A 23,065-nucleotide genomic window follows, 5' to 3' on the forward strand; every position below is an offset into this window, starting at 1 on the left:
TGTAAGCCACTGATTTTGTTGATTAATATACTTGCTAAAATTAAGGTGTTGCTCTCCATGCTGGCAAATGGCAATTTCTCATTCGGATCAGGCCATCACCGAATGGAAACAACATGCCAAACACTTATAATATTTACAAAATTAAACACCACAAGGTAAAAGAACTAAAAGACAAGCTTAAATCCGTAGGCCTGGTAGAGCAGAAGACCCTTCCCACTTTAAAGTACTCGAAGACCTTTTATTTTTCAGAAAACATTAAAGGCAATGATGTTTGGTGGTGGAAAACATACAGAGAGTTTTTCAATGACAATGTAAAAGAGCCAAAGAATACCTTTAACTTTGGCGTGCTATTATGCCAAAATCTAGAGAACGAAGAGCAAATCTATGCAGTGAGCCTGGGGAAGTCTCACTTTTATCTCTCCAAATTTATTCACCTCGATTTCGGGATCGATCTTGCGATACGCGTTGCAGATGAAAACTCAATACTGCTGAAAAAAAGCCGCTACTTCACCGGCACAAAGCGACAAGACGTGTCCTCCTATCAACGCTTCCAGATAGGTAGCTATGAAGCAGGCGAATCGGTCGACCACTTAAAGCTCAAGGCAGCGAACAAGGAAATTTGGGGTGAGCGCAACATAATTTTTGCCGATTCCATTCAGATGGATATGGACAAACAACCTTTTGAATTATCCGCAATTTTTCAACAGATTGATGAAAGTTTTCGTGGTGAAAAAATTATCCATTTACCTAAGCTTGAATCAGTAGGTACCGAAGCAGCAAGTGAGCTTGACAAACTATTGCTCGAACACCTCAAGAATGCAGACGGTCAAGTTCTCATCGAAGAATTTCAGGTGCACGGGATAGCCATATGCTTTAGCTTCCATGATTACGATTATGAAATTAAGGCAAAAGTAGACAGGGGTAATCATCGCAAGGCTCTCGGCAATACCATTGACATTCAGTCTATCTCGGACTTCCTGGGCGACCACCCTGACATCACTGATATTAACAACGTTACTGTTCAATTCAAAAGCGAAGATACGGGCCGATTCACACGAACCCTGAAGGAAATTCTTGACTGCCCAATCGAATACGAAGAGCAACAATATTTCCTAAAGAATGGTGAATGGTTTGTCTTTAACCAGACGTTTATGAACTACCTGAAGCGATCACTAGACAGTATTGAAATCAAGCTGGAAGAGCCACTGGTTGAATCTGCATTCATTGCCTGGCAAACAGAGAAAAGGAAAAATGCGAAACCAGACGATGACAAAATTGACTATCGAGAGGCGTATTTTAATCAGAAAATATGCAACGAACGGGGCTTTCAACTTCTAGACCGGGTCCTGATGAACATTAAATCACTCGAACAAAAAAGACGAAGCTATCAGGTAGAAGTCGCCGATATCTATAACAACGGAGAAATCATATCGGTAAAAATCTCAAAGAAAAAACCAGAGCTAATCTACAATATCGAGCAATCCCGAGACGCCATCACACTAATAAAAAACAAGACAATCAAGTTTGATAGCGAACTTCACAGTGCGGCTCTTTGGTTCGTATTTGAAGACGATGTAGAAAAAATCACCGATGTAAACTCCATTCAATTTCTTTTGGCCGTAGAATCCTGGCACAAGTTAGTTAAAAACCATGGACTCACCCCCAGGATCTATATATCCAAACACGAAAGAGGCGTTAAGAAAAAAGACAGAAAAAAGCGTAAAGCTCAACAAAAACCTTAGAGCATATTAGCAGTCCGTTATCAACCTTTAAGCGCTACCACGCTCAATGCACAGACTCATCGAGCGACTTAGCCTTATGAAGCTGATAATTAATGACGGTTTGGTACAGGTGATAAGCCTCTAGACGCAATCGCTCGACTTCAGCAGTGGGCCTACCTTGAGCCTGTGCTGCGTGATAGGCACGGATAGACACCTCGACCGACTACTATTGGCCCAAAGCCTTCTTCCACCAATGGCAGCTATGGGTCGAGTAACAGTCGATCACGAAGGGCTGAAACCGACCCAAAGCGGTCAGCCGAGGCCGATAAACAGTATAATTCCGCCTACCAAAACAGTGACGAACAGGTCAAATTATGTTTACTCTATATCGATGTGATTGGGATGAACTGTAAAAGATGGATGCAATAGTTGGTAAGACGATAAGCTCGATAGCGTCCTCTCTGTTAGGGCCACTATTTAAAGCTTTCTGGGGCAAGGCTTACGCATCTTTCCTTTGGAATAGTTGTTTTAAAGTCTCCGCTAAAAATTCTGATTTCGATCAATCTCTAGCGATCAAACTGGCATCCAGGCCTGCGCTTGAGCGCCTTATGGTTAATACCTTCAAAGCTGATCGGCCGGTCCCGTCCGCATTGGACTTTGCTATAGCAATAGCATTCGAGCTTTTCCAAGCAAAAGATAGTTCAAAGAGCAAACCCACTCCGGACCAGATTCGCCATTTAGCAGTGGGTATCCGAAGGGAGTGGCTGAATGGCATTATCAACAGTTCCGCATTACAAAAACGATTTGAATCGAATCGTGACTCTCATGCAACTAAATATATCAGCCTAGGTGCGTCCTGCTTATCTGATGTAAATAGCTTCCTTGAAGACCATAAGGCGCTTTTTGAACGCTATTTTTCTGATTTCACCACATCCGACTCAACTGAAACGGTCAGAGTTTGGTTGCCCGATCAAGAAGGAGTGGTTCATCACGATGAGCTTCATAGGGCGATCGTTGACGTTAAACTAAACACTTCCATCGGCGTTGACCGCGGTTTTTTCAGGACTGGCTTTGATTATTCAATTGAACGAACTGGTGATCGATTACACGTCTGCTTCCTTAATACTAAAACCAAAATGGAGGCAGGGCACTTCGGTAATTATTCAGTCGGACGTGCAACATCCCATGTGTTATGGGTCCGTTGAAATATAAATATGCGGAAAATTCGAAAACCAGGAATTTCAGCTGACCTTAACTCCAACCTTCAGAAACATCTGCCATAGAAAATATTTTGTGCCAAGCCTGATCTATCATCATCGCGATATTATTCGACAACTTCCTAACACACGATATTTACTAGGCCATAAGCCCACCCTTAATGATTCACGCGCAAGTCGAAAGCATGATCGATCTTCTAAAACCCCCGATTCGATTCCACTAAGCGCCATAAACAGCTGATTTATTTATAGTTACTGTTTGGGGTACGCCCAATTTTTCCACCGACTTCCAGACCCGCGGAATACCTGGCCTGTGCGAGGAATACCGCTCGTCTGGTGCCGCACTCTATCAATCCTCCACGGTGCAACGGACTGCGCCCTCTAGCATTACGGTCGGAAGGGGCGCAGCACGGTGCCTAGAAAATTTTCCAGGCCTGCGGGTCGTTCGGATTTGTGCCGCGCAGCGTCGGTGGGATGGTCTTGTGGGCCATCTTCAGGCGGGTGCCGGTCTCATTCTTGATAATACGACGGGCTTCGATGAAGACCCGCTCAGTCCTCAGGTCCATGCGTTCCACGGCAAAGCCGACGTCTTCGAGCATCAGTTTCAGGCAACTGGAGGTGAAGCCCCAGAAGTTGCTGCGATCTGCATTGACCTGGCCATGTTCAGGAAAGCGCGCGCAGTCGGGGATGAAGCGCATTAACGGTTCGCTGGCGAGCGTGTCTGGCAGGAGCTTGTCGATGCAATAAGATTCGAGAAGCAGCCTGTCGCTGGACAAGCCGGCGCAGTTGGCCAGGGCCAGATAGGGATCGGAAACGTGGTAGAGCAAACCCAGCGCCAGCACGATATCGAACTGGCCATACTGCGCATGGGAAATATCCAGTACGTTGGTCTGATGGTGTTCGATGTCATCCAGGCCATTGATGTACTGGGCGAGGCCGAAGCCGGAATTGTCCTTGTGCCGGAAGTCGAAGGCCACCACCCGAGCACCGCGCCGACAGGCCTCGAAGCTGAAGAAACCATTGGAGGCCCCGACATCGGCCAGGGTAATGCTGCTCATATCCTCCGGCAGTTCCAGTCTCCGCCACATGCCAGTGGGATCGTAGGTACCGCGCGTGCGTACGCCCGGAATGATCTCGAAGTCGTGATGCCACGATTTCCCCTGTACCAGTTGCAGGGCTATTTCTTTATCGAGCATTCTGCGCATCCCGCTTAAGTGGTTCGGCAAAGCCTGAAAAAGTAGCCGTCGATAAGATGGCTTGCTGCATGTGTAATTGATGCCAAATCAGCTCAATTTATACCTCACTCGGCGAGCTTAGGTAGTGATCTTTCCCTGCTAGGGTCCCACGCTTGGGGCCAGGGATTCGCGACCGCGAGAAACAACCGGCCCACGGGCGTCGGCACCGGTGGATCAGTGGGCGTATCGCGCGGGATAAACGCAGTCGCGTTCACGGGCGACCTGTACGCGAACCTTGGCTGTTGGCCAGTAACCTGCCCGAGACCCGGTGGAATGCGGCCCAGATCGTGGCGCTGTACAAGCGCCGCATGCAGATTGAGGAAGGGTTTCGCGACGTGAAAAGCACCCCGTTGGGACTGGGGCCCGAGCTGCACCGCAGCCACTGCCCCAAGCGTATCGAAGTGCTGTTGCTGATCCATCGATCACCCTGTATGCCAATCGATGGTGATCCTTCCCCACCGTTTGATCGCTCCCGCTTTCCGACCACTCAGCACACCTAAGCAAGGCCCGCTAGGTGATGAGCCCGAACAAACCGGCCACGCAGGACGATTAAATTTACATTTACTCCTCCCCCACGCCCCTGCAGGCAGTGTCTACAGGCCCTGATCCGGCCTTCGGCACCTGAGCATCCTGGAAGCTGGGGCTTCGGCATGGGTGCTGATCGACGGTATACACGCTGTGCCGTTTCGGTAGGCAGATGCTGCAGGCTCGACAACGAAGGTACGAATAATGGCAATTGAATATCAAATCTGATTGAGCGAGCATGCGCGCCCGCTAAACCGCGGCACTCTCCTCGATCGCGTTTCAGTGCGTGGCTCCAGGCAATCCTGGGCACTCGGCTGGGGCGAAGGTCTACCCGCCTCCTCATAACAAATGGATCTTCCATGCATGCGTTGAAAAGCCTGTTCGTCGTCAGTGTACTTGCCGTTGCCGGTTGCGCTAGCCAACCCGCTGTGCCGCCACCGGAGTATCCGGGGCTCGAGCAGTCCGACAAAATTATCGTTCAGGATTTGCGCCCGAAAAGCGAAGGCGAGAAAGAAATCTTCAGTCTGCTGATAAGCAGTGACGCCTACGCCATCTACCGTGTGGCGGACGATGCCACCAAACCTACCGGCGCGCGCCTGCTGGCCCATCGCGCCTACGAGGCCTTCCCAGAGTTAAGCAGCCAGCCGTCGATCAAGGTGCAGCACTTCGTGACTTACGCGAACCTGCAATCGAAATTGCGCACAACCGCGATTGTCGCTGGACTGGCTGGACCCATCGGGGTCGCGCTTATGAGCCAACAGGATCTGCCAGTCAGCGAAGTGCTGACCACACAAGTCGACAGCGCCGTGTTCGAACAAACCGCGGGGGATAAGGAGCACACTCGGGCGTATTTCACTGCCGAGGAGAATCCGGAAAAATCGCCGGTGAACCTCATCTACATAGACACGGAAATGCTGGGCAAACGCGTAGCGAGCCGTTGCCTGGTTCCGCCAATAGTCGGTAAACCCAACCTGTTCCTGGTTGAGGCGTTCGATATGTGCATTGCCAACCATCTGGCGCTGTATCGCGCCAAGGGCCCGGATACCGGCGCCAACTGAGCCGTGGTGGCTCTGCCATCAGCTAAATGATGATCGCTCCCACGCTCTGCGTGGGAATGCCGCCCGGGACGCTCCGCGTTCCGCCTGGCCTCAGTACCGCAGCACGGCCCAGGGTCCGGTGCCTGAAGCGGGTGCGTGGCACGGCCCCCTTCCCCATCGGGCTAAATCCACTGGTCGCGCTGCAATAGCGATGCGCCATTCGCCTGCCGTAATCCACAGACTCGCACAATCACAAGCCCTCCTTGTGATGGAGACCCGCGGGTAAATTCACCGTCGTTCCCGCGAAGGCGGGCACCCAGGTGCGCTGAGGTCGCTGGATACCCGCCTGCGCGGGTATGACGGGTCTGATGATTCACCGTTGTTCCCGCGAGGACCGGAACCCAGGTGCGCTGAGGTCTCTGGATAACCGCCTTCGGAGGTAAGACCGGGAGCTCAGGATTGACCCGTATAACCGAGACGACCGGAACCCCGGTGCGCTGTGGTCGCTGCATACCCGCCTGCGCGGGTATGACGGGTCTGATGATTTACCGTTGTTCCCGCGAGAGCGGGAACCCGGGTGCGCTGAGGTCTCTGGATATCCGCCTGCGCGGGTATGACGGGTCTGATGATTCATCGTCGCTCCCGCGCGGGCGAGGACCAAAGTGCGATGGGCCCTGGATACCCGCCTGCGTAAATGGCCAGTATTTCGGAGTGGCTCGGCAGGTCCCGTATGCGCCCTTCGGATCAGCGTAAGTCGCCACGAGAGACGAGATAAACAGAACCGCCAGAGCCGGGCGGCCCGGATTCGGCCAGGAGGCAGTCCGGTTTACGTGCACCGCCCCCATCAGGCGCTGCAGTGAGCAATACCGCGCTAGAAAGCACAAAACGCCTCGGCGCTGTGGCGACGAGGCGTTGGGTGGCTCGAGGTTACTTAAGGTTGGCTTTCAGCGCTGCGGCGGCCTGCTGAAGGGCGCTTTGCGTGCCCGGCACCTGACTGATCACGTTAAGCAAACCGAAGTCATGGATCATGCCGTTGTAACGCACGGAGGTGACAGTGACCCCAGCTGCATCCAGCTTGCGGGCATAGGCTTCACCCTCGTCACGCAGCACATCGAACTCGGCGGTTTGCACCAGGGCCGACGGCAAGCCTTTGAGTTGTTCCACCGACGCCTGCAGCGGCGAGGCGTAGATTTCGGCGCGCTGTTTCGGGTCGAGGGTGTAGTTGTCCCAGAACCACTGCATCAGGCTTTTGCTGAGGAAGTGACCCTCGGCGAACTGGTTGTAGGACGCATTGTTGAAATTGGCATCGGTTACCGGCCACATCAGCAGCTGGAACTTGATCGCCGGGGTGCCTTTATCCTTGGCCATCAGGCTGACCACCGCGGCCATATTGCCACCCACGCTGTTGCCGGCAACCGCCAGGCGCTTGCCGTCGACACCGATCTGCGCGCCGTTCTGCGCCACCCATTGCGTGGCGGCGTAGGCTTGGTTGATCGCAGTTGGGTACTTGGCTTCAGGGGACGGGGTGTAATCGACATAGACCGCCGCCGCGCCAGAGCCCACCACCAGATCACGGATCAGGCGTTCGTGGGTCGGGTAGTCGCCCAGCACCCAACCGCCACCGTGGAAGAACATAAAGACCGGCAGCGTGCCGTTGGCACCGGCGGGACGCACGACTTTGAGGCGAATCGGCTGGCCATCGACCTCGATGGTCTTGTCGGTCACCTTGATCCCCGCCACATCGACCTTGACGCCAGCCTGCGCGCCGACCAAGACGGCGCGGGCATCTTTGGGGGGCATCTGCTCCAGCGGCGTGCCGCCGCCAGCGGCCAATGCATCGAGAAAGCCTTGGGTGTTGCGTTCGACGCCAGGGCTACCGGCAGCGAAGGCGCCGTTCACAGCGAGGGTCAGTAGGCCAGCAGCAAGAATACGGGTCATGGTGGGGCTCCTTGAATAAGTTCGTGGCGGATCAGGTCGGGATAGGCTGATCAGGCTGTGTTAACCAGGGCAACGCTCAAGCGTTCGGTCGGGGCCATAAGGCGAAATGGCCTTATGGCTCGGCCAGGCATCCGTGATCAGTGGGCGCTCTGTTCGGCAGCTTCGATGATCAGGGCCGCGACTTTTTCCGGGTTGGATGTCATCACCACGTGAGAGGCATCCTGGATGGTCACCGTTTTCTTCGACCCGGCACGCTCTGCCATAAACTTCAGCGCGGCTTCGGGGATATTCTTGTCCGCCGAGCCGTAAATGAACCAGGACGGCAGGTGCTTCCAGGCAGGATCGCCAGAGGCTTCATGCAAGGCATGCTCGGTGATCGGACGTTGGCTAGCGGCCATCAGCGCCGCCTCAGGTGCGGCGACATCTGCGGCAAACTGCTGGGCGAACTTGTCCTGCTGGATGTACAGGTCCTTATTACCGTCCTTCAAGGTCACGGGCGCGGCCAGGGTTGGTCCCAGGGTGCCGCCCGGGTAACGACCGGAGAGCTCTGCCGCGTTCTCGCCTTTGTCGGGAGCGAATGCGGCGACATACACCAATGCCTTCACGTTCGAGTTGTCCTGCACGGCGTTGGAAATCACGGCGCCGCCGTAGGAGTGGCCGACCAGAATGACCGGGCCACGGGTGTGCTCGACGATACTGGCGACATAGTCGGCATCGAACCGGACCCCACGCAGCGGATTAGCCGCCGCCACAACCGGGTAACCCTGCGCCTGCAACCGTGTGATCACCCCGTTCCAGCTGGCGGACTCGGCAAATGCGCCATGCACCAGGACCACGGTGGGCTTGTCGCTTGCGCTCGACGCTGCACTGGCAGGGCTTACTGCGCCAAGGGCGATCACGGCGGCGGCGATGGCGGTTTTAATCATCGTGAAAGTACGCATGGTGAATTCCTTTCGCTTAAACAATTTGGGATACGCCAGACCGCTAATCGGTCCGTATCTGTGCAGGGCTCGGGCAGGGTTGCCGGGTCAGGCGCAGCAACGGGTGTGCGCTGCTGGCGCCTGAACCCCGCGGCTTAGTCGAGCAAGGTCAGGGTGACGTCGATATTGCCGCGGGTGGCGTTGGAGTAAGGGCAGACGATGTGCGCACGGTCGATCAGGGTCTGCGCTGGCTCGCGCTCCATGCCTGGCAGGCTAATGCGCAATTCGACTTCGATGCCGAAACCATTGGGGATCGCGCCGATGCCCACCACCCCTTCAATCGATGCGTCTGCGGGCATCGCCAACTTGTCGCGGCCGGCCACGAACTTCATCGCGCCGATAAAGCAGGCCGAGTAGCCCGCAGCGAACAGTTGTTCGGGGTTGGTGCCCTGGCCGCCGGCACCGCCAAGTTGTTTGGGGGTGGTCAGGGGAACGTCCAGTACGCCGTCCGAAGAAACGGCACGGCCGTCACGACCGCCGGTGGCTTCTGCGTAGGCACGGTAAGCAATGGTTTGAATCGACATGCTGGTAATCCTCAGGAGCTGATTGGTTGGTTGTTCAAAGCGTTGCGGTGTTAGCTGGTGATCAGCTATCGCGCTAATGTTTTGCGCGTTAACCGTTTCCATGGAGCGAACTTTAGCGGCCATCTATTTAGTGCGCAAGATATATTTTCAAATACTTTATGCTCGGGACGACCGTGTTCGGCACAAACCAAGAATGGCGGGCGGTTGCGCGAGATCTTAGTCGGGTCGGCGGGGCGAAATCGTGGAGCGCAGCGGGGGGCATAACGGGCAGGAGGGGGCTAGCTGGACGAGGCTGCCGAGGCGGGTGACAGGTCTGTCGCCCGCCCCGGGGCTTAAACGGCCTGTTGCAGGTTGTTGCGCAGGGCGACCAGCTCAGCCTTGAGGTCGCCGAGGTCCGCCGCGGATTGCTGGGTGGCGGTGAGGATGCAGCCGGGAATGCTCTTGGCGCGTTCCTGCAGTTCACGGCCTTTGTCGGTGAGGAACAGCTCGACCACACGCTCGTCGACACTGCTGCGGGTGCGCTTGAGCAAGCCTTCGGCTTCCAGGCGTTTGAGCAGCGGGGTGACGGAGCCGGGGTCGGTCAGCAGGCGGCCACTGAGATCGCCGACCGTGATGCCATCGCCCTCCCAGAGCACCATCATCGCCAGGTACTGCGGGTAGGTGAGGCCCAGCGCCTGCAGCAGCGGCTTGTAGACCTTGGTCAGCAGCAGTGAGGTCGAATACAGGGCAAAACACAGCTGGTTATCGAGCATCAGCTCGGCGCAGGGTTCTTGGGTGGCCATGGCGTTCTCCAGCGGCACAGGACAGGTGCGGATAATTTATCGCGCTAACTACTGTTATACCAATTTAATGCACCTAAGGCTTACCCGGTACGGGCCAACGCCCCATCTGCGGTGCACCCTCGCGCCGAAGGGGACGGGGGACGATCGTTCCCACGCTCCGCGTGGGAATGCCGCCCGGGACGCTCTGCGTTCCGCCCTGCCCAGGTACCCAAGCACGGCCCAGAGGTGAAATAACCCTTCCCAGGAAGCGGAAAATGGACGCACGCCACCTCACTTGAAAAAATGGCTGGGCGTCATGCCAAACTGCTTTTTAAACATGCTGGTAAAGGCACTGGGGCTTTCATAGCCCAATTGCCCGGCCACATCGATGATCTTCTCCCCCACCGCGATGCGCTCCAGCGCCAGCAGCAGCCGGGCTTGCTGGCGCCATTGGCCGAAGGTCATGCCGGTGCCTTTCTGGAACAGGCGCTGGATGGTTTTTTCGTCCAGGTGCAGGCGTACGCTCCAGTCAGCCAGGGTGGAGCCGTCGCCGGGCTCCTGTCGCAAGGTGCTGCAGATGGCCTGGATGCGCGGGTCCGCTGGCTGCGGCAGGTGCAGCGGCAAGGTCGGCAGAATGTTCAGCTCGTCCAGGATCAGGTGCATCACCCGGGCTTCGCGGGAGTTCGGTTCGTACGGCTCAGTGATCGTGATCGAGGCCTGGATCAGTTCGCTGAGCAGCGGGGAAATGCTCACAGCCTTGGATTCGCCGGGCAGCGCCTGTTCGACGTCGGGCCGGACAAACACGCTGCGCATTTTCACCGGGCCGACACAGCGGATGGCATGCACCTGACCGCTGGGCATCCAGATGCCGCGGCTGGGCGGGACCGTCCATTGATTGAGCCCGGCGTTGACCACCATCACCCCTTGTATGGCGTAGATCAGCTGATGCTTGTTATGGCTGTGGGGCTCGACACGCCAGTCATCGGGGTAGTCCGTGGCTCTGCCGCTGACCAGCCAATTCCCGCCATCGATCTCCGCCAAGGATTTACAGATAGTCACGTCAATATCGCCCTTTTTGCGATGGTTACTGCCTGAGTTGCGCGAGACAGGCAGCCGCTCGAAAACCTAGGATAGCCGCGAACCCCGAAATCCAGCAGCGCGCTGTGCAGGACAGCTCGCCCGCCGCTCCCGTTGTTTCCGTCCGGAAGACCGAACATGTCCCTCAGTAGCACTGCTCCGCCCGTGGCGTCATCCTCGATAGCCCATCAAGCCAGCCCCCTGGTCATGCGCGTGATCGGCGCCTGCGCATTGGCGCACCTGATCAATGACCTGATTCAGGCCGTGCTGCCGTCGATTTACCCGATGCTCAAGGCCAATTACGGCCTGACCTTCACCCAGGTCGGCCTGATCACCCTGACCTTCCAACTGACGGCCTCGCTGCTGCAACCCTGGGTGGGTTACCACACCGACCGCCATCCCAAGCCCTGGCTACTGCCGGTGGGTTCGCTGTGCACCCTGGTGGGCATTTTGATGCTGGCCTTCGTCGGCAGCTTCCCGGCGATCCTGCTGGCCTCGGCGCTGGTGGGCATTGGCTCGTCGACCTTCCACCCGGAGACCTCGCGCATCGCGCGCCTGGCCTCGGGCGGTCGCTATGGCTTGGCGCAGTCGACCTTCCAGGTCGGCGGTAACGCCGGCAGTGCCTTTGGCCCGCTGCTGGCCGCGGCCATCGTGATTCCCTACGGCCAGGGCCATGTCGCCTGGTTCGGGCTGTTCGCCACCTTTGCGATCTTCGTGCTCTACGGCCTGAGCCGCTGGTACCGCCAGCACCTGAACCTGTTCAAGCTCAAACCTGGTGGCATCGCCAGCCACGGCCTATCGAAACGACGGGTGACCGCCGCCCTGGTGGTGCTGGCCCTGCTGGTGTTTTCCAAGTACTTCTACATGTCCAGCTTCACCAGCTACTTCACCTTTTACCTGATCGAAAAATTCCAGTTGCCGGTGGCCACCTCGCAGCTCTACCTCTTCCTGTTCCTTGGCGCCGTCGCCGCCGGTACCTTTTTTGGCGGTCCGATTGGCGACAGGATCGGCCGTAAAAAGGTGATCTGGTTTTCCATCCTCGGCGCGGCGCCTTTCACCCTTGCGCTGCCTTATGTGGACCTGTTCTGGACCAGCGTGCTGAGCATGGTCATCGGCTTTATCCTCGCCTCGGCCTTCTCCGCCATCGTGGTCTTCGCCCAGGAACTGGTGCCCGGCAATGTCGGCATGATCGCCGGCCTGTTCTTCGGCCTGATGTTTGGTTTCGGCGGCATCGGCGCCGCGCTTCTCGGCTACCTGGCCGATATCCACGGCATTGAGTATGTGTTTTTCCTGTGTTCGTTCCTGCCCTTGCTCGGCGTGCTGACGGTGCTGCTGCCTTCGACCAAGGGGGTTTAAAGCGCCCGGCGGGACGGCCCTGGATCAGCTGACTGATCGTTCCCACGCTCCGCGTGGGAATGCCGCCCGGGACGCTCCCGCGCCCCCTGGATCAGCGGCGCCGCATGATAATCTTCCGATGTTGATCGTTCCCAGGCCCCACGTGGGAATGCCGCGCGGACGCTCCCGCGTCCGCCAGAACGCAACGCACCAGGAGTCCGAAGTGTCCATGCCATTCGCCGGCGGCGCCGTTATTTACGCCAAGAACACCCGCACCATCAGCAGCTTTTACGCAGAAATCGCCGGCCTGCAGGTGACGCACGCCGAGCACGACCATGTCGTGCTTGAAGCTGGGGCCTTTCAGCTGGTTATCGTTGCCCTTCCCGCCCAGCTCGCGGCCGCCATTCACGTCGCCACGCCAGCGCTGCCGCGCGAGGACACCGCGATCAAACTGGTGCTGCCGGTCGCGAGCCTCGCCATTGCGCGCCAGATGGCACCGGCACTCGGCGGGCAACTCAAGCCGCCAGAGCGTGAATGGCAGTTTCAGGGAACACGCGTCTGCGACGGCCACGACCCCGAAGGCAATGTGCTGCAGTTTCGCGAGTGTGCGCTTTAACCCGGCGTGCAACCTGAACCGCGTCGCCACGCGCTAGCTGCAACCTGCCGGCCCGGCCCCACCCGTACGCCGCTTCGTGGCCAACCTTGACGCCGTTTGGCCTGCAGGCAGGGGGTGAGCGCCAAGGCCTGCACCAGTCATCCGGCTTGAACCCCGCAATACGCCATTTGGCGCTATCATGGCGTCATATGTCGCAAGGGAGAAAACAGCCATGATCACCACTGCGGAAAAATCGGCCGGGGCAACGACCACCAAAGCGGCCATCAAGCCTACTGAAGTGCTGTTTCGCGGCCGCAGGGGCGACTCGCCGATGCTGGTGATCCAGTACGCGAAGGAAGGCTTCACCCTGAGCGCTGTTCGAGACATGCTTTCGATCTCGGATCTGTTCTCGGAATACGATGTGGTCAGGCGCATCACCGGTAAGTCCGTCCGTACGCTCCAGCGCCTGGCAAAGGAACCCAAGCCCGTCCGCCTGAACCCTCAGCAAAGTGCCATAGCATTCCAGTATGCGAGGGCCCTTGAGCACGCCACCAGCGTGTTCGGCGCCCAGAAACTGGCTGAGGAATGGCTTGAAAGGCCGTGCAAATATCTCGACGGTCATGTCCCTCTGGAGCTGATCGACAACGCGCTCGGCTTCCAGGCCGTTGAGGACTACCTGACCCGCATCGAGCACGGGGTCTACCAGTGACCCCATTGCCCTGGGATGGGACGTGGCACGCCTGGCGCCTGGATCGCGAGACCTATAAGGCAACCTGGGATAGCGGCATCGGCGCCCAAACGTCCGGGGGCCGATGGAACCCACCCGGCCGCCGGGTTATTTACGCATCGGCCGATCCATCAACGGCCATTCTGGAAGTGGCGGCCCATATTGGGTTCGACGCCCTCGACACAGTACCGCACGTATTGACCTGCTTTGAGGTACTCGACCCCAGGCTTATTCAGGTCGTTCAGCCAGAGGACCTGCCTAACCCAAACTGGCTGATCCCCTCACAACCCTCGCCGAATCAGCAACAATTTGCCGACCGACTGCTGGCCCAGCATCCGTTCGTGCTTATCCCATCGGCAGTGACACGCCATTCGTGGAATCTGCTGGTCAGTTGCGATCTGGCAGCCGATCAATTCCGGCTCCTGTCCCAGGAGCGCTTCGGACTCGATACCCGCCTGATCAGGGCATGACGCCAGGTCCAGCGTCGCGGCTGTCATGCGAGCTGGCCATCCCGGCGAAAGGCCGGACATGATGAAGAATGCCAAGCGGTCAGTACCGATGCGAAACTGCCCCACATGGGCGCAATGCAGTCCGCAGTTTCAAATCTCGGCAGCGAGGAGTGCTACAAGGTTGAGCAGCTCACCCGACGCGTACGCAGGCGCGCTTTTCGTAGGGTGGCGTTAGCCGCGCGGAAGCTGCGCCAACAAACCACGGCGCGGCCGCAGCGCGGCGTAACCCACGCGGACGGGCGCCCAGGTGCAGACGGACTTTTAGTGAAATTGCTCTGGTGGTTCGGCGACGCACAACATGGACAGCGGAACGCCGGTCTCCGGGTGTCGGGGCTCGTACAATTGGCGGACCGCGTAGCCACTTTCATGCAGCACCTCGACCCAGCTTTCCAACGTCCGGAAGTACCAGGGCATGGGCTGCCAGGCACCTTCGACGCTGGCGAAGTCTTCCTCGCGCCAACCGTCGCGGTAGGCCCCACCCACCGCCCAGGGATGAAGGGTTTGGATAATCAGCGCCCCGCCCGCGGCAAGCAGCGGGCGCAGCGCCCGAAGCAGCGGCGCGATCTCGGCGTGCAGCAGGGCGAAGTTGGCGCAGATCACATTGAAGCTGTTGCCGAGGGGCACAAGGCCGGCTGCAAGTTCGGCGTATGAGCCCAGGTAAAAGGTGCCGCCTCCAGCTTGCTGCGCGGCTTCGATCAAGGCCGACGACGCATCGACGCCCACGCCATCAATGCCCTGTTGCGCCAGTGCGCGAATCAACCAACCCTCACCGCAGCCCAGATCCAGCACCCGTTGCGGTTGGCGTGCAAGCACGGCCTCGACCATGGCGCGGTCCGTGACGACCCGAGTTTTGATGGCACCGCTGCGCACGGCAGACGTCCAGGCGCTGGCATTGCGGGTCCAGCTGTCCATCAGGTCCGTTAGGGGGTCGGCGGCGTCACTCATAGGGGCTCCGGAAAAAACGAGTGTGAGGACGGATGGCTGTCGTCCCCGGTTCAGTCTGGCAGGCGCGGCCCAACGGCGGGCTACGCGGCGCGTCTGCATCAGCGAGGCTGCTGTCCCAACGCCGGCGCCAGTTACCCGCCCTACGATAAGCCGCCGTGAGCTGTTCCTGCATCGGCTGTGTGCAGCCCAACGGCGGGTTACGCGGCGCGGCGACATCAGCGATGTCTGCAGCCCCAACGCCGGCGCCAGTTACCCGCCCGACGAATCAGCGCAGATCGCCTCCACCAGCGACGCCGCATAAGGCGGCAACGCCTCGAAGGAGCGGCTGCACAGCAGCAATTGGCGCGCGGCCCAGGGCTCGTGCAACGGCAGGCTGTCGAAGGCCAGGCTGCCGCGCAAGCGGTCCACGCAGGCCTTGGGGGCGATACCCAGGCCGGCACCGCGCGCCACCATGCGCAGCAGGCCCCCGAAGTTTTCGGCCCGGGCGCGAATCTGCATGCGGCGCCCGGTATGCATGGCCTGTTCCTCGATCAACACCGAGAACGCGGTGCTGGCGGCCACGCCGATAAATTCATGCTCCAGGCTGTCGACAAAGGTCACCCCACGGCGACCGCTCAGGGGATGGCCGGGAGGAATGACCAGCAGCATCGGGTCGTCGGCGAGGTAACGGCAGTGCAAGCCGCTGCTGTCCACGCCGCTGGAGATCAGCCCGAGGTCGGCCGCCCCCTGGCGCACGGCGGCGACGATGCGCACGCTGGGCATCTCCTGTACATCGATATCGATATGAGGGTGCTTGACCAGGAAGTCCGCCAGGCGCTCGGGCAGGTATTCGCTCAGGCCCGAGGTGTTGCACAACAGCCGGACCTGGCCTTTGAAGCCCTTGGCGTACTCGGCGAGGTCGCCCTGCATCCGTTCGACCTGGCTGCCTATGGCGCGGGCATGCCGGGCCAGGGACTTGCCGACCGCCGTGGGCGCGACCCCACGGCGGCCGCGCTCGAGCAGGGGGATGCCCAGGGACGCTTCGAGGCCTCGCACCCGGGCGCTGGCCGAGGCCAGTGACAGATGGCTGAGCGCCGCACCCGCGGTGATGCTGCCGCTTTCGACGATATGCAAAAATAGCCGCAGGTCCACCAGATCGAAGTGCATGGGCGCCTCACATTCAACATGCCTCTGTCATATACATAGGCTTGGTCAATTTATCGCAGATTTATCGGCGTACCGCGAGGGCCTAGCATGGGCCCATGACAAACCTTCTCGCGTTCTATCAATCCATAGGTCCAGCCCTGATCCTGCTGGTTCTGGCGGTCTTCACCCTGGCCGGTACGGTCAAGGGGGTCATCGGCCTAGGCTTGCCCACCGTGGCCATGGGGGTATTGGGCCTGGCTATGCCGGCGTCACAGGCTGCGGCGCTGCTGATCATTCCGTCCACCCTGACCAATCTTTGGCAGCTGACCCAGGGCGGGCATTTGCTGCCCTTGCTCAGGCGCTTGTGGCCGATGCTGCTGGCGGTCTGCATCGGCACGCTGGCCGGCAGCAGATGGTTTGGCCTGGGCGCGGGGCCCTGGGTCACCCATGCACTGGGCGGCGCCCTGCTGGTGTACGCGTTGGTTGGCCTCTACCTGCCCAGCCTGCGTCTGTCACCGTCCCGGGAAGCCTGGATGGGGCCACTGTGCGGGCTGTTGACCGGCTTGGTCACGGCCGCCACCGGCGTTTTCGTGATTCCCGCGGTGCCTTACCTGCAGGCCCTGGGCCTCAACCGTGATGAGCTGGTGCAAGCGCTGGGCCTGTCCTTCACGGTGTCGACCCTGGCGTTGGCCAGCGGGCTGTTCAACCATGGACTGCTGAACGGTGGGCTGCTCAGCGCGTCGCTGCTGCTGGTACTCCCCGCGCTGGCAGGCATGGCGTTGGGGCAATGGCTGCGCCAGCGGATCAGCCCGACAACCTTCAAGCGGGTGTTCTTTATCGGCATGGCCATGCTGGGTGGCCACCTGCTGGTCAATGGCTAGCCGTTGTTTAAAAACGGGGGCTTGCCTTGTGCAACGCTCACCAGGGTCAGCGGGGTACTGCCGTGTTTGGCCCAGGCGTCAGAGGCTTTCAGCTTTCAGCTTGTTGCTTGTTGCTTGTTGCTTGCAGTATTGGCTGATACTGAGGGTCCCACCCGTATCAACCCGGCTGATCAGGAGGCTCACGTGAACAAGGATATTCAGCACACCCACGGCAGCTGCCACTGCGGGACAGTACGTTTTTCCGTTCGCCTGAGCGACGGCCTGCACACGGCGCGACGCTGCGATTGCTCCTACTGCCGGATGCGTGGTGCCGTTGCGGTCAGCGCCCAGGTGGCGGACCTGCAGGTGACCGCCGGCGCCGAGGCGCTCTCGCTGTACCAGTTCAATACGCGGACGGCCAAACATTACTTCTGCTCGATCTGCGGGATCTATACCCACCACCAGCGACGCTCCAATCCCCAGCAGTACGGGGTCAACGTCGCCTGCCTCGAAGACATAAGCCCCTTCGACTTCGAGGAAGTGCCGGTCAGCGACGGCGTGGCCCATCCCAGCGACCATGCGGGCCGGGACGCCATCATCGGTGTGTTGCGGTTTACACCATTGCCCCGGGAGTAAAAGCGCCGGGGCAATGCCTACGTCACCGAGGATCAGGCCGGCAGGTACCGTCATACCCGCGCAGGCGGGTATCCAGCGCCCTGTTCGGAGGATGGATAAGGCGTCATCCAGCCTACGCGCGAGCTGACTGTCGCCTAAACCGGCAAATACGCCGTGATATGCCGCATACCCTGCTCCACGTACTGGTCTTTCTCCCCCACGGGCGCGAGGTAGTGCAGGGCGCTGGCGGCGGCGTCGATCCCTTCCAGGCGGGCGATGACCCAGGCGGCCAGGTAGGGTGAGGCCAGGCAGCCGCCAGCGGTGGCCAGATTACCCTTGGCGAAAAACGCCTGGTTGAGCACTTCCACTCCCGCGGCCTGGACCCAGGGTTTGGTCGTCAGGTCGGTGCAGGCCGGCACGTTATCGAGCAGGCCCAACTTGGCCAACACCAAGGCCCCGGAACACTGCGCGCCCAGCAGTTGCCGCGTGGGGTCGAGCTGCAGCTGCGCCATCAGGGCCGCATCGGCGACCACCTCGTGGGTTTGCATGCCGCTGCCGACCAGCACCGCATCGGCCTCGCTCGCCTCGCGCAGCGTGGCCTGGGATTCGATCACCAGCCCGTTCATGGAGCGAACCCGGACCGCGGGGCTGGCGATCGACACCCGCCACCCCGGCTTCTTGACGCGGTTGAGCACCCCCAGGGCGATCAGCGAATCGAGTTCGTTAAAGCCTTCGAAGGTCAGGATAGCGATATGCATGGGGCCGCCTTTATGTGCCAGGAGATCAGAAACGATACGGCGAGTCGCCGCGTCGGACGATGGCCCCGGATCCTCCCCGGTACGGGCCGGGAGAGTCGGTTGCGCCAGACGATGCTAGGGTCGAGAATCAGTACAATCAAATTATTGTACTGGATACATTTGCATGGCCGCTGCACGCTACAAAGTGCTGGTCGACAGCTTGGCCGCTGATATTCAGACCGGTCGCTTGGCGCCGGGCACCCGCCTGCCCACCCACCGCGAACTCGCCGCCAGGGAGGGGCTGGCCCTGGCCACCGCCAGCCGGGTGTACGCGGAGCTCGAGGCAATGGGCCTGGTCAGCGGCGAAACCGGCCGCGGCACCTTTGTGCGGGAAACCTCGTTACCGCTGGGCCTGGGCATTGACCAGCAGGCGGTGGCCGCCGACATGCTCGACCTCAATTTCAACTACCCCGCCCTGCCGGGCCAGGCTGAACTGCTGCGCACGGCCTTGCGCCAACTGGCGCTGTCCGGCGACATGGAAGCCCTGCTGCGCTACCAGCCCCATGCCGGGCGTCGCCACGAGCGGGCCTCGGTGGCGCGCCATCTGCACTGCCGCGGCCTGACCGTGGACGAGGACCAGGTGCTGATCGTCAGCGGCGCCCAGCATGGGCTGGCCGCCACCGTCATGGCGTTGCTGCGCCCCGGTGACGTGGTGGCGACCGATGCCCTGACCTACCCGGGCTTCAAGGTGCTGGCCCAGGCCCACGGCCTGGAGCTGGCGCCGCTTCCGGCGGCGGGCCAGGAGCCGGACCTGGATGCCCTGGAGCGCCTGTGCAGGCGGCGACGGGTGCGGGCGGTGTACTGCATGCCGACCCTGCACAATCCCCTGGGCTGGGTCACCCGCCTGCCATGGCGCCAGCGGCTGGTGGCAATCGCCCGGGAATTCGGCCTGCTGATCATCGAGGATGCGGCCTATGCCTTTCTGGCCGAAGACCCGGCCCCGCCCCTGGCCACGCTGGCACCGGAAACCACGGTGTACGTCTCGGGCCTGTCCAAGAGCATCGCTACCGGACTGCGCGTGGGTTTCGTCGCGGCGCCCGCGCCCTGGGCGGAGGCGATCGAGCGGGTTATCCGGGCCACCACCTGGAACACCCCGGGGGTCATGACCGCGCTCGCCTGCGGCTGGCTCGACGACGGCACTGTCACTCGCCTGGAGGACGAAAAGCGCCGCGATGCCCGGGCCCGTCAAGCCATTGCCCGCCGCGCGCTGGCGGGCCTGCCTTGCATCGGCCACCCCGCGTCCTATTTTCTCTGGCTGCCCCTGGGCGAAGACGTGCGCGCCGACCAGGTCGCCGCGGCGCTGCTGCGCGAGCGCATCTCGGTGTCCACCGCCGAGCCCTTCGCGACCACCGCCCAGGCCCCCCACGCCCTGCGCCTGGCGCTGGGTTCGGTATCGCAGGGCGCGCTCCAGACCGCCCTGGAACAGGTAAAACGGGTGGTGGACTTGCAGGGGTATTAGCGAAGGTAGATGGCTCACGGGAGCCGCCAACAGGGTTTAGCTTGGCGGCTACTGCGGGTGGTTGATTTCCGTTGGCGAGACCCAGGTGACCCCGAGCGACCAGTACCGCCATTTCAGAATGAGGCCAGCATGCAAGCACAGACGGCCGGCGCACGGCACGCGGATAAGCGGCCCCTTCAGGCGCTCACATGCCATTGGCAAAATCCGGGTGAAACAAGTCGATGTCCCGACGGACGTTTTGCAAGGCCTGGTCGTATTGGCAAAGCATCTGTAAGGCCCAGTCGGCACGGGCCCGCAGCCGGGCATCCTGCTCGTCCTGGGGCTCGCCCTCGTTAAACATGCACTCGACGTGGCGCACGACCAGTTGCTCCGGCAAGTAAGCGATGCGGCAGTTCTTGTAGCTGTAGGCGCGTAGCTCGCTGAGCGGATAGGCGCCGCCCAGCCCGGCCGAAACCCCCACCAGCAGCGCCGGCTTGTGCCCCAGCTCGCCCAGACCGGCATAGAGGAACAGGTTCTTCAGGGCCGGACAGGCCATGCCGTTCCACTCCGGGCTGATCACGATCAGCGCCGTCGCCTCCTGCAGCAACGTCCGCAGCTGGCTCCAGGTGTTATTGGCATCCTTGTCCGGCCACAGCGGCAAGCGGCTGGTGCCCAGGTCGATCAGCGCGGTCGAGTCGCACAGCCCCAGGCTGGCCAGTCGCTGGCGCAGGTAGCTCGCCACCTTCAGCGACTGGCTGTTACCGCGGCTGGAGCCGGCCAGCAGGGTGATATGGCGACTCATTGCGCCACCTCCGGTTCCGGCTGGGCGGCTCGGGCAACGCGCCGGGTGCGCACCAGGGGCCAGAACAGTTCCTCCCGCCAGCTGGCCGCCGCCAGGTGTTCGATGCCGTAGGCCTGTGGCCGGCGGCGGGTGATCTTCGCCGTGCCGAAGAGGATGTCCCAGAAGAACAGCAGATTGCCGAAGTTGCCCTTGTAGTGGGTGATGCCGTCGTCCGCGCTCAAGCCGTGATGGGCCGAATGGGTCGAGGGCGTGGAGAGGGTCCGCTCCAGCAGCCACAGCAGCGGCCGCAAGGCACGCACGCCATAGAGTTTGTCGTCCCAGGCGATGCTGCTGTGCGCGCCGAAGATCACCGTCATTTTCAGGATCAGATAGACGTAGTAGACCGGCGCCAGCCCCAGGTAGATCAAGGTGCCCGACAGCCACAGACCGGGCATCAGCAGGTAGTAGAAGCTGTTATTGCGGTAGACGATGCGAATGCTCATATAGGGCGCCGAATGATGGGCGCGGTGCAGGGCGTAGAGCGCCGGGACACGGTGCGTCAGGCGATGCCACCAGTACTGGGTCATGTCGTCCAGCAGCAGGAACAGGACAAAGCCGGCGATCCAGGGAATGCCTACCAGGGCACCTTTCAATTGCGGAACCAGGTGCTGCAGCACCGTGCCACTGAGCCACATCACCAGGGGAAAGGTCACCGCCAGCAACAGGCTGGAGCCGACGATCTCGATCAGCAGATCGCGCCTGAGGCTGCGCGATTGACGAAACGCCGAACAGGCCAGTTCCAGCAGGACAAAGGCCAGGAAGATCGCGGCGACGATCAGAGTTGGATTGTGGACGCTAAGTGTTGTATCCATGGCGATCTCGGTTGAGGCCCCGTGTGGGCTGCACACGGCCATTTAGAACCAGGACCCCATCGCCCCCAATGCGCGAACCGGACAAAATCCCGCTCGAACGGGCCAATACGCCGCCGCAGCGCTTTCACCGTGGCCGGCTCGGGCAGGTGTTGCAGCGTTTCCTCGACAGCCAGGCGCCGTCCAAGGCGGCGGACTACAGCCTGGTGGAGCTGGACCAGTTATGGCGCGAGGCCGCGCGGCTGGACCCGGCCATCGGCCTCAAGCTGTTCGGCTTGTTCACGCCCCAGGAGTGGCACGTCATCGCCTGCCTGTGCCTGTATTGCCCCGACGTGGCCTCGGCCATGGGCCATTGGGCGCGCTACGCGCCGCTGGGCGGCGACACCGACAGCCTCAGGCTGCTGGATGACCAGCATGGCCTGGGGGTGGAGCTGTGCGTCGACGCGCCAGCGGAACTGGCGCGGTATGTCACCGAGCACTATGGCGTGATGTCCCTTACCCAGTTGCGCCTGGGCACCGGGCAGCAGGTTCGCCCGGTGCTGGCGCAATTCGCCCATGGGCGACCCGTCTATTACAAGGACTACGGACAATGGTTCGGCGAGCGCATCGAATTCGGTTGCCCGCACAATCGCCTGTACTTCGACGCGGCCAGCCTGGCCCTGCCCCTGCAGACCCGTCACGCCGCCATGCTCGAGCTGCTGACAGCGGAGCTGGACCGGCGCATGGCCCAGCACCGGCAATTCAGCGGCTGGGCGGCCAAGGTGGCGCTGATGACGCGCCGGGCCCTGGCCCGGGGCGAAACGCCCAACCTGGAAAACCTGGCCGAGGCCCTGCACCAAAGCCCACGCACCCTGCGCCGACGCCTGGAGGACCAGGACACCAGCTTCCGCCAGGTGCTGGACCAGGTACGCGCCGAACTGGAACTGCACCTCGAACTGCAGGGCGAATCCCGCACCGTGATCGCCAGCCAGCTGGGCTACAACGATCTGGCAGCGTACCTGCATGCGCGCAAGCGCTGGAGCGGGCTGAGCCAAAACGTATCCGACTGACCGGAGGGCGCGAATACCCTCGACAGCTCACTGAGCGCCTCGTTGCTTCACAGAGAATTTCGGTCAACGCCCCACGCGGAGCCTAGCCGCGCACTGCCCGGCCCCGAGCAATGGCCATTCGCCATGGACATACTTTGCAAAACCTGTTCGGTTGAGCGCTGCCCCGCGCCTTTGTAGGGTTTGCACAGTGATGCCGGGCCCCTCTGGCAGTTAACCCCGCGATGTCGGAATCACCGTTTGTACAACTTCGACTGAAAGGAGGGGCTCCATGACTGCCTAGAACCGTTTCTCTTCGCCGAGTTTCTCGGCACGGCCACCTGGTTGTGGCTGGTCTTTATCACCATCGTTATCGCCTTGCTGGCCTTCGACCTGGGCGTGCGTATTCACTCCGACCCCGTTAGCCGC

At 60.5% G+C, this 23,065-nt stretch carries 22 protein-coding genes and 2 pseudogenes; 13 read left to right on the plus strand and 11 right to left on the minus strand.

Features of this window, described 5'->3' with window-relative positions:
• Positions 1–113 precede the first annotated feature (113 nt).
• A complete protein-coding gene (locus ABWY06_RS16650; RefSeq protein WP_353926686.1) occupies positions 114–1,742 on the plus strand; it encodes a DUF6119 family protein in 1,629 nt (542 codons plus the stop codon).
• A 395-nt stretch (positions 1,743–2,137) separates the two neighbouring features.
• Complete coding sequence (locus ABWY06_RS16655; protein WP_353926687.1) at positions 2,138–2,926, plus strand: hypothetical protein; 789 nt, start codon at positions 2,138–2,140, stop codon at positions 2,924–2,926.
• Positions 2,927–3,354: 428 nt separating this feature from the next.
• Here the strand turns inward: ABWY06_RS16655 and ABWY06_RS16660 are convergent, their stop codons facing one another.
• Positions 3,355–4,134, minus strand: coding sequence for a class I SAM-dependent methyltransferase (locus ABWY06_RS16660; RefSeq protein WP_353926688.1), 780 nt, complete (start codon positions 4,132–4,134; stop codon positions 3,355–3,357).
• Between the two features lie 179 nt (positions 4,135–4,313).
• On the opposite strand from ABWY06_RS16660, the pseudogene ABWY06_RS16665 reads away from it, so the two are divergent.
• A pseudogene (locus ABWY06_RS16665) lies at positions 4,314–4,589 on the plus strand (transposase); the annotation flags it as partial.
• Positions 4,590–5,057: 468 nt separating this feature from the next.
• A complete protein-coding gene (locus tag ABWY06_RS16670) occupies positions 5,058–5,756 on the plus strand; it encodes a hypothetical protein (protein ID WP_353926689.1) in 699 nt (232 codons plus the stop codon).
• 906 nt (positions 5,757–6,662) lie between these two features.
• Here the strand turns inward: ABWY06_RS16670 and ABWY06_RS16675 are convergent.
• The 5 genes from ABWY06_RS16675 to ABWY06_RS16695 all read right to left on the minus strand — a co-directional run bounded on the left by ABWY06_RS16675 (position 6,663) and on the right by ABWY06_RS16695 (position 11,051).
• Positions 6,663–7,673, minus strand: coding sequence for an alpha/beta hydrolase (locus ABWY06_RS16675; RefSeq protein WP_353926690.1), 1,011 nt, complete (start codon positions 7,671–7,673; stop codon positions 6,663–6,665).
• A 137-nt stretch (positions 7,674–7,810) separates the two neighbouring features.
• Positions 7,811–8,614 carry an alpha/beta fold hydrolase gene (locus tag ABWY06_RS16680; protein ID WP_353926691.1) on the minus strand — a complete coding sequence of 268 codons (804 nt, stop codon included), beginning with the start codon at positions 8,612–8,614 and terminating at the stop codon, positions 7,811–7,813.
• Positions 8,615–8,748: 134 nt separating this feature from the next.
• Complete coding sequence (locus tag ABWY06_RS16685; protein WP_353926692.1) at positions 8,749–9,177, minus strand: organic hydroperoxide resistance protein; 429 nt, start codon at positions 9,175–9,177, stop codon at positions 8,749–8,751.
• A gap of 332 nt (positions 9,178–9,509) precedes the next feature.
• Entirely contained in the window at positions 9,510–9,959 is a 450-nt protein-coding gene (locus ABWY06_RS16690; protein WP_353926693.1) for a MarR family winged helix-turn-helix transcriptional regulator, read from the minus strand.
• Between the two features lie 270 nt (positions 9,960–10,229).
• Positions 10,230–11,051, minus strand: a complete 822-nt coding sequence (locus tag ABWY06_RS16695) for an AraC family transcriptional regulator (RefSeq protein WP_353926829.1) — start codon at positions 11,049–11,051, stop codon at positions 10,230–10,232.
• A gap of 102 nt (positions 11,052–11,153) precedes the next feature.
• Here ABWY06_RS16695 and ABWY06_RS16700 point away from each other — a divergent pair, with 102 nt between their 5' ends.
• From ABWY06_RS16700 to ABWY06_RS16715, 4 genes are all read left to right on the plus strand, one after another.
• Positions 11,154–12,371, plus strand: coding sequence for an MFS transporter (locus ABWY06_RS16700; protein ID WP_353926694.1), 1,218 nt, complete (start codon positions 11,154–11,156; stop codon positions 12,369–12,371).
• A 202-nt stretch (positions 12,372–12,573) separates the two neighbouring features.
• Positions 12,574–12,966, plus strand: a complete 393-nt coding sequence (locus tag ABWY06_RS16705; protein ID WP_353926695.1) for a VOC family protein — start codon at positions 12,574–12,576, stop codon at positions 12,964–12,966.
• A gap of 211 nt (positions 12,967–13,177) precedes the next feature.
• Complete coding sequence (locus tag ABWY06_RS16710; RefSeq protein WP_353926696.1) at positions 13,178–13,654, plus strand: Xre family toxin-antitoxin system antitoxin; 477 nt, start codon at positions 13,178–13,180, stop codon at positions 13,652–13,654.
• Entirely contained in the window at positions 13,651–14,142 is a 492-nt protein-coding gene (locus tag ABWY06_RS16715) for an RES family NAD+ phosphorylase (RefSeq protein ID WP_353926697.1), read from the plus strand. The genes ABWY06_RS16710 and ABWY06_RS16715 overlap by 4 nt, the downstream gene beginning before the upstream one ends.
• A gap of 300 nt (positions 14,143–14,442) precedes the next feature.
• Here the strand turns inward: ABWY06_RS16715 and ABWY06_RS16720 are convergent, their stop codons facing one another.
• A complete protein-coding gene (locus ABWY06_RS16720; protein WP_353926698.1) occupies positions 14,443–15,126 on the minus strand; it encodes a class I SAM-dependent methyltransferase in 684 nt (227 codons plus the stop codon).
• 249 nt (positions 15,127–15,375) lie between these two features.
• Positions 15,376–16,272 carry a LysR family transcriptional regulator gene (locus ABWY06_RS16725; protein WP_353926699.1) on the minus strand — a complete coding sequence of 299 codons (897 nt, stop codon included), beginning with the start codon at positions 16,270–16,272 and terminating at the stop codon, positions 15,376–15,378.
• Between the two features lie 95 nt (positions 16,273–16,367).
• On the opposite strand from ABWY06_RS16725, the gene ABWY06_RS16730 reads away from it, so the two are divergent.
• Positions 16,368–17,132, plus strand: coding sequence for a sulfite exporter TauE/SafE family protein (locus ABWY06_RS16730; protein WP_353926700.1), 765 nt, complete (start codon positions 16,368–16,370; stop codon positions 17,130–17,132).
• A gap of 183 nt (positions 17,133–17,315) precedes the next feature.
• On the plus strand, positions 17,316–17,747 hold the full coding sequence (locus tag ABWY06_RS16735; RefSeq protein ID WP_353926701.1) for a GFA family protein: 432 nt from the start codon (positions 17,316–17,318) through the stop codon (positions 17,745–17,747).
• A gap of 134 nt (positions 17,748–17,881) precedes the next feature.
• On the opposite strand, the gene ABWY06_RS16740 is transcribed toward ABWY06_RS16735, so the two are convergent.
• Positions 17,882–18,484 carry a DJ-1/PfpI family protein gene (locus ABWY06_RS16740; RefSeq protein ID WP_353926702.1) on the minus strand — a complete coding sequence of 201 codons (603 nt, stop codon included), beginning with the start codon at positions 18,482–18,484 and terminating at the stop codon, positions 17,882–17,884.
• A 163-nt stretch (positions 18,485–18,647) separates the two neighbouring features.
• On the opposite strand from ABWY06_RS16740, the gene ABWY06_RS16745 reads away from it, so the two are divergent.
• On the plus strand, positions 18,648–19,982 hold the full coding sequence (locus tag ABWY06_RS16745) for an aminotransferase-like domain-containing protein (protein WP_353926703.1): 1,335 nt from the start codon (positions 18,648–18,650) through the stop codon (positions 19,980–19,982).
• Between the two features lie 184 nt (positions 19,983–20,166).
• Here the strand turns inward: ABWY06_RS16745 and ABWY06_RS16750 are convergent, their stop codons facing one another.
• Both ABWY06_RS16750 and ABWY06_RS16755 read right to left on the minus strand, forming a co-directional pair.
• Positions 20,167–20,763, minus strand: a complete 597-nt coding sequence (locus tag ABWY06_RS16750; RefSeq protein WP_353926704.1) for an NADPH-dependent FMN reductase — start codon at positions 20,761–20,763, stop codon at positions 20,167–20,169.
• Positions 20,760–21,614, minus strand: a complete 855-nt coding sequence (locus ABWY06_RS16755) for a sterol desaturase family protein (RefSeq protein ID WP_353926705.1) — start codon at positions 21,612–21,614, stop codon at positions 20,760–20,762. Before ABWY06_RS16755 ends, ABWY06_RS16750 begins: the two co-directional genes overlap by 4 nt.
• Positions 21,615–21,682: 68 nt before the next feature.
• Here ABWY06_RS16755 and ABWY06_RS16760 point away from each other — a divergent pair, with 68 nt between their 5' ends.
• The gene (locus ABWY06_RS16760; RefSeq protein WP_353926706.1) at positions 21,683–22,660 is read left to right on the plus strand and encodes an AraC family transcriptional regulator ligand-binding domain-containing protein; all 978 of its coding nucleotides are present in this window, start codon (positions 21,683–21,685) and stop codon (positions 22,658–22,660) included.
• Between the two features lie 276 nt (positions 22,661–22,936).
• Positions 22,937–23,038 (plus strand): annotated as a pseudogene (locus ABWY06_RS16765) (TerC family protein); the annotation flags it as partial.
• Positions 23,039–23,065 lie beyond the last annotated feature (27 nt).

This window comes from Pseudomonas sp., assembly GCF_040514055.1.
GTDB lineage: Bacteria > Pseudomonadota > Gammaproteobacteria > Pseudomonadales > Pseudomonadaceae > Aquipseudomonas.